General features: G+C 59.3%; 6 protein-coding genes and 1 pseudogene. 3 read left to right on the plus strand and 4 right to left on the minus strand.

Features of this window, described 5'->3' with window-relative positions; translation table 11 throughout:
- Window positions 1–74 precede the first annotated feature (74 nt).
- Window positions 75–1,049: an NAD(P)H-dependent flavin oxidoreductase gene (locus ABS88_RS13570; protein WP_286749991.1), complete on the minus strand. Its 975-nt coding sequence runs from the start codon at window positions 1,047–1,049 to the stop codon at window positions 75–77.
- Window positions 1,046–2,359 (minus strand): MFS transporter, encoded by a 1,314-nt coding sequence (locus tag ABS88_RS13575; protein ID WP_286749992.1) that lies wholly within the window; start codon window positions 2,357–2,359, stop codon window positions 1,046–1,048. The genes ABS88_RS13570 and ABS88_RS13575 overlap by 4 nt, the downstream gene beginning before the upstream one ends.
- Before the next feature lie 130 nt (window positions 2,360–2,489).
- Between ABS88_RS13575 and ABS88_RS13580 the strand changes: the two genes are divergently transcribed.
- The 3 genes from ABS88_RS13580 to ABS88_RS13590 all read left to right on the plus strand — a co-directional run bounded on the left by ABS88_RS13580 (window position 2,490) and on the right by ABS88_RS13590 (window position 4,811).
- Window positions 2,490–3,143: a TetR/AcrR family transcriptional regulator gene (locus ABS88_RS13580; protein ID WP_286749993.1), complete on the plus strand. Its 654-nt coding sequence runs from the start codon at window positions 2,490–2,492 to the stop codon at window positions 3,141–3,143.
- An 82-nt stretch (window positions 3,144–3,225) separates the two neighbouring features.
- A complete protein-coding gene (locus tag ABS88_RS13585; protein ID WP_286749994.1) occupies window positions 3,226–3,996 on the plus strand; it encodes an enoyl-CoA hydratase/isomerase family protein in 771 nt (256 codons plus the stop codon).
- 41 nt (window positions 3,997–4,037) lie between these two features.
- Complete coding sequence (locus ABS88_RS13590; protein WP_286749995.1) at window positions 4,038–4,811, plus strand: SDR family oxidoreductase; 774 nt, start codon at window positions 4,038–4,040, stop codon at window positions 4,809–4,811.
- A 12-nt stretch (window positions 4,812–4,823) separates the two neighbouring features.
- Here the strand turns inward: ABS88_RS13590 and ABS88_RS13595 are convergent.
- Both ABS88_RS13595 and ABS88_RS13600 read right to left on the minus strand, forming a co-directional pair.
- Window positions 4,824–5,536 (minus strand): IS5 family transposase gene (locus ABS88_RS13595; protein ID WP_286749997.1). Its coding sequence is split into 2 segments (ribosomal slippage): window positions 4,824–5,245 and window positions 5,245–5,536, totalling 714 coding nucleotides; the frame shifts between segments, so codons are not numbered across the junction.
- Window positions 5,537–6,058: 522 nt separating this feature from the next.
- Window positions 6,059–6,166, minus strand: a pseudogene (locus ABS88_RS13600) (ATP-binding protein); the annotation flags it as partial.
- Window positions 6,167–6,267: the final 101 nt, after the last annotated feature.

A 6,267-nucleotide genomic window follows, 5' to 3' on the forward strand; every position in this document is an offset into this window, starting at 1 on the left:
GAGATCTGCCCCAAGAAGGTCGAGTACTCCGCACGCACTGCGAGAGGATTCTCGGGCTCGACCAGTCAGCCACTCTAGCCGAGAATATTAAAGAGCCGTGACCGAACCAATTCCTTGGCCTGTCCCATGACACGGTCGATCAGCGCTTTCACAGTCGGAACGTCATCAATCAGGCCGGCAACCATCCCACAACTCCATGCACCTGAATCAACCAAGCCATCGCCCATTACACGCGGATAGACACCGCCAACTTCCGCGCGGATATCGTCAATCGTCAACGCGGCAGCCTTTTCGCGTTCGATCGCTACCACTCGGTCGACCGCCTCGTTGCGCAATACCCGCTCCGTGTTGCGTAGCGCCCGCATGATGAGCCGGGTATCAAGTTCAGATGCAGCGACAATCGCATCCTTCACATTCTGGTGCACAGGAGCTTCCTGCGTCGCCAGAAAGCGTGTGCCCATGTTCATTCCGTCTGCGCCCAGCGCCAGTGCGGCAACCAGGCTGCGGCCGTCCGCCATGCCTCCAGAGGCGACGAATGGAATTTTCAGTTCGTCGGCTGCTCGCGGAAGCAAGATCATGTTTGGAACGTCGTCTTCGCCGGGATGGCCGCCGCATTCGAAGCCGTCGACGCTGACCGCATCGCAACCAATGCTCTCCGCTTTCAGCGCATGCCGAACGGAGGTGCACTTATGAATGACAGCGATTCCGGCGGCCTTTAGTGTCGGCATGTATTTCTCGGGACTTCTGCCGGCGGTCTCGATAATCCGGACACCGCCTTCGCGGATCGCGGCTATATATTCTTCATAAGGAGTATCGACGAACGACGGCAGGAAAGTGAGATTGACGCCAAACGGCTTGTCGGTCATCCCCCGGCAACGCGCGATTTCATTCGCAAGCTTCTCAGGTGTACGCTGGGTCAGCCCAGTGATAATGCCCAGACCACCCGCGTTCGATACGGCGCTTGCCAATTCCGCCAATCCAACATGATGCATGCCGCCTTGAATGATCGGATACTCGATGGCGAACAGTTCTGTAATGCGTGTCTTCACTTCATTTTCTCCGTTGCAGGTTTCGGCAGCGTGCTCCCAGAAACCGTGCCGATTACAAGAATGCACAGGCAGCTCACCGCGCCAGCCGCCACCAGATATGAAGACCCCGCCGCCGGATCGGCGGTCAGCGCCGCGATAGCACAGATGATCATCGGCGACGTGCCGCCAAAGATTGCGGCCGACATCGCGTAGGTCAGCTGTACACGCGGAGATCGATCCGGCAGCCGCTCGGCCAGAAACGCCTGGATCGCGCCGCCGAGCACCCCCATTAGCACGATGCCCGCGATAATCACCGTCAAGGGCGGCCTGCCGGCAGCCAAGGCCGAGAACACCGGATAAGCCGCCAGCGCCACCGCCACGGCCCCAAAGCCAAGCAGTCGCGATGCTCCCCATCTGTCAACCAGAAGACCAAATAATGGGAAGGTCAGCGGGCCAATGCCGAACAGCAACGCAAGCCTGAGATTGTCGGCAAGACTCCAGTCCGCGCCGAGCGGTACCAACCAAGGCACACCGACCTGAAAGGCGCCAGTTGTGGCGTTGTAGACCAGTACGCCGCCCAGCGTGAGCAACACGGGTCGCCAGTGCGCGATCTCCGCAGCTGGCGCCACCGGAACTGCCGGTCGACGCACCGCGACCTCCGTCAGGACAAGCGACTGATCGACACCGAATCGCAGCAGGCCAATCAGAATGGCGAGCGGGAACGCAACGAAAAAACCTAACCGCCAGCTGCCATCATAGACAGCGGCCTCGCCGTACTCGGTAACGAGGAAAAGCGCGACACCAGCACTGAGCGTGTAGCCACTCAGGTTTAACACCATCGGCCAGCAAGCCAGCAGTCCGCGCTGACCATTCGGTGCCATCGCCGCCATTCGCCCGACCGGACCGGTCATTTCGGCCCCGGCGGCGATGCCTTGCGTAAGTCGAAGCGCCACGAGCATTACGATGCCCGCATATCCACCCGAGGTAAAGTCGGGCAGCAGCCCAATGAGGACTGATGACACGCTCATTAAGAGGATGGCGGCCGCTTGCGCGAACTTGCCTCCATGTTGCGCCGCGAATTTCTGGCTGAGCGCCCCCCCAATGGGCCGGGTAAAGAACCCTAAGGCGAAAATGGCGAGTATAACCAATGTAGCGATCGTGTCGTCGAACGTCGGCAGCAGCGCTCGGCCGACAAATCCCGCCACGAGGCCAAGGAAGCCGAATTGGTACCAGGTCGCTAGACTCGCCAGACCGTCGGCTACGAGCGCCCCTGCTGATGTGCGCTTATCGACGACAGTGACAATGATCGGGCCGTCGGCAGCATGGGCCATGCTCATTCCCCTCGCAAATAGATTCTGTTTTAGGTAGGGCACGATGTCAGCGAGCATCGAATCTGTCAACATAGATGTTGACAGATTCGATGCTCGCTGACCGGAGGAAGAGCAGAGGATAAAGAGGTTGGTGGAAAGTGGTCATAGCCGGATGGCGACCCGTAGGACGGTAGCGCGGCGAGAAAAAGGCTCGGACTATCTTGCCAAGCGCGAGCAAATTCTCGTCGCAGGTGCCAAGCTTTTTCGCGAAAAAGGATATGCCGCGACGCGGTTGAACGATGTCGCCGAACATATCGGCATAGATCGAGCCACATTATATTATTATTTCAGCAGCAAGGAGGATCTGTTCCATGAGGTCATCCGTGACGTCATCGACACAAACCTGAATGCGTGCGAAGCAATCCTTGCCCTTCGGCTTCCACCGGGAGACAAACTGGCACAGCTGGTTTTGGTAATCCTGGAATCCTATGAGCGGCACTACCCTCACGTGTATGTGTATATCCAAGAGGACATGAGTCGCATTTCGCAGAAGGATGAGCCTTGGGCAGTCGATGTAGCGGTTAAAACTGCGCGGATCGAGCAGATCTTCCTCGCTGTAATCAAGGAAGGGATGATCGATGGCTCGTTCCATAGCGACCTTTCGGCCACACTTTGCGTCAACGCGGTGTTCGGCATGATCTCTTGGACCCATCGTTGGCATACCCCCGGCAAGCGCTTCACCGCAGAACAACTCGCAGATACTTTCACCCGTATCTTTCTCGACGGTGTCAGCACTCTGCGGTGATATTTATAGTCAACGCACTAGTTGACTGAAAAACTCCGACGCCATATGCTGTATCGGCAAATGGTGTTGGGAGCAGTGATCTGTGATCGGATATGCAATCGAGCGTAGCGATGGAGTCGCGACCTTCTGGATCGATCGTCCGGAGAAAAAGAATTCACTCACGCTGGAGATACTTGACGGTCTCGACGGCCTCATAGCCTCTGTTCAGACGGACGATTCCTGCAACATCATCGTAGTGCGTGGGCGTGGCGGCATTTTTTCCTCGGGTTTCGACCTCTCCACGCTTTCCGGCGGCCCCCAGCATACATCGGTCGCCGCAACGCGCGCGGCGGAGGTGTTCGACCGGCTTGCCCATGCTCCTATCCCATCGATCGCAGTAATTGAGGGCATGGCAACGGGGGCCGGGTTCGAGCTCATGCTTGCGACCGACTTCGCAATCGCCGAAACCACCGCCCGGATCGGCGAGTTCAGCATTCGGCTAGCCATGTTCGGTGGTGCGGGGCCGACATATCGGCTACCCAGCCTGATCGGCATTCGTCGCACCAAGGATCTCATCCTGGGCGGCAAGCTGATCTCGGCCGGCACTGCATATGAGTGGGGCCTGGTGAATGAAATGGCGGACGCCGAAGCGCTGGATGACACTGTGGCTGGCTTTACGGGCCAACTGCTCGACAAGAGCGCATATCAACTCGGGCTGACCAAATCGATGATTGCCGCAGGGTATGACGCCGCCAGCCAACCACTGAAGCTTCTCGAACGCTTCGCCTTCGACCTCAGCTGTTCCAGCAGGGACGCGCAAGAGGGAATCGCTTCGTTTCTCGAGAAACGCAAGCCGGAATGGCGAGGCCGCTGACGGAATTTTCCAACAGATTTTAATATAGGGGACTAGGCAAAGTGACAGGAAGACTAGACGGCAAGGTTGCGCTGATCACTGGGGGATCACGTGGCATCGGGCTGGAGATCGCCAAGACGTTTCGCGCGGAGGGCGCTCATCTGGCGCTCGTCGCGCGGAAACTAGAAGGGCTGACGGCGGCGCGCGAGGAACTGTTGCAATGCCCCGGTGACGGCGAGGTGGTCATCCATGCCGCGAATGCGGGTGAGCCGGATCAAGCGACCAGCGTCGTGGCAAACGTTGTTGAGCGGCTTGGCCCGATCGACATTCTGGTCAACAACGCCGGCACGAACCCGTATTTCGGTCCGCTGATCAATATCGACCTGGCACGCGCGGAAAAGACTCACCGAGTAAACCAGTTTGGCATGCTTGCTTGGCTGCGCGCGGCCTCTGATGCCGGCATGGGCGAGCGGGGCGGCGTGGTGCTCAACATCGCTTCAGTCGGCGGCCTGACTACCGAGCCGGGTATCGGCTATTACAATGGCACGAAGGCGGCAATGATTCACATGACACGCCAGCTCGGTTTCGAGCTAGGACCCAAGATCAGGATCAACACGATCGCGCCCGGCGTCATCAAGACCGAGATGGCGCGAGCGGTGTGGGAAGTACGCGAGCAGACCCTTGCCGCCGAGTTGCCCATGCGTCGCATGGGACTGACGACGGACATCGCTCCGGCTGCGTTGTTCTTCTGCAGCGATGATTCGTCCTGGATTACGGGCCAATCGCTCGTCATTGATGGCGGCGGCATTTGCGCACCCAACGTATTTGAGGCCTAGGGTCCGGACTCACTACAGCCACCAGATGACGGCGGCGGCGAGGCTGATGGCGGCCATGAAGTTTTTGAGGTTTCGGTCGAAGCGTGTGGCGATGCGGCGCCAGTCCTTGAAGCGGCAGAACATGCGCTCGATGACATTGCGCTGTTTGTAGATTGCGCGGTCATAATCGTACTGGATCTTGCGGTTCTTGCGCGGTGGGATGACAGCTTGGGTGCCGCGCTCATCGAGCCATTCGCGCAGGGCCTGGCTATCATAGCCTTTGTCGGCGACGAGTTCGGCTGAGGGCGGCATGGCCTCGATGCAAAGTCGCGCGACCTTGCAATCATGGACGTTTCCGGGCGTCAGGAGCAGGACGCAAGGGCGGCCTTTCTCATCGCAGACCGCGTGGAGCTTGGTGTTGCGTCCACCTTTCGTGCGGCCGATACCATGAGCCAAGGCCCCCCTTTTCCACCACCGGCGCAGCGGTGGACCTTGATGCAACTGCTGTCGATGAACAGTCGATCCGGGGTGTCGCCGGCTCCCGCAAGCGCACTGAAAATGCCTTCCCAGATGCCGCGCTCGGACCAGCGGACGAACCGATTGTAGAGCGTCTTCTTCGGACCATAGACGTCCGCACAGTCTGCCCAGCGCCCGCCGCAGCGAAGCGCGTGGACGATCCCGCTCAACACACGGCGATCATCGACACGGGGCTTGCCGCGAACATCCGTCGGCAAAAGCGGCTCGATCCGAGCCCACTAAGCATCGGAAAACCAAGAGAAATCAGACATCCCAACGCCTCCTCGCCGAGACACTGAATCACAATCTGATCGCCGGAGGAACCCAGTTATTGGGTCCGGACCCTAGTACCACTTCTAACTGGAAAGACGGGGCCGAACCTCGTGTGGAGCACATGTCGGCGGTCCAACGTCCGCGTGTTCCAATTGGGCCGCCAAGAGGCGCCATCCCTTTCTTCTCTTCCACGAAGAGTTCCAGGCTCTCTTAATGTCGATATAGCTGGAGGGCCGCGACCCGCACGATTCCTCGGTCGAACCTGTCACAGCCGTGCAGAGGTCGCACGATTGTGGCTGTTCGCTGTCAATCTGCGCGCAAAAGGGACCCCCGATCGGCGTCGAAGAGGGACCCCCTTATCGGATATGATGCTGGTTTGTTGAGGATGGCCTTGCGCTGCGTGCGGCGGAGGGCGGGCGTAGCCCGACCGGAGGCGCGCGCAGCGCAAGATAGATTTTTGAAGACGCCGAAGGTGGCGGTCAGCTGCGGTTTTTGAAGCGCCAGCTGTCGTTGCCCGTCTCGATGATATCGCAGTGGTGGGTGACGCGGTCGAGCAGCGCCGTAGTCATCTTGGGATCACCGAAGACGGTATGCGCCACCTTCACCCGCATCGGCTTGCCGGCGATCTCCACATCCTCGTGGCTCCAGTCGAACTGGTAGGCCTCACCCGGCTGGAAGGTCATCGGGA

It is taken from the genome of Sphingopyxis sp. SCN 67-31, from assembly GCF_001725095.1.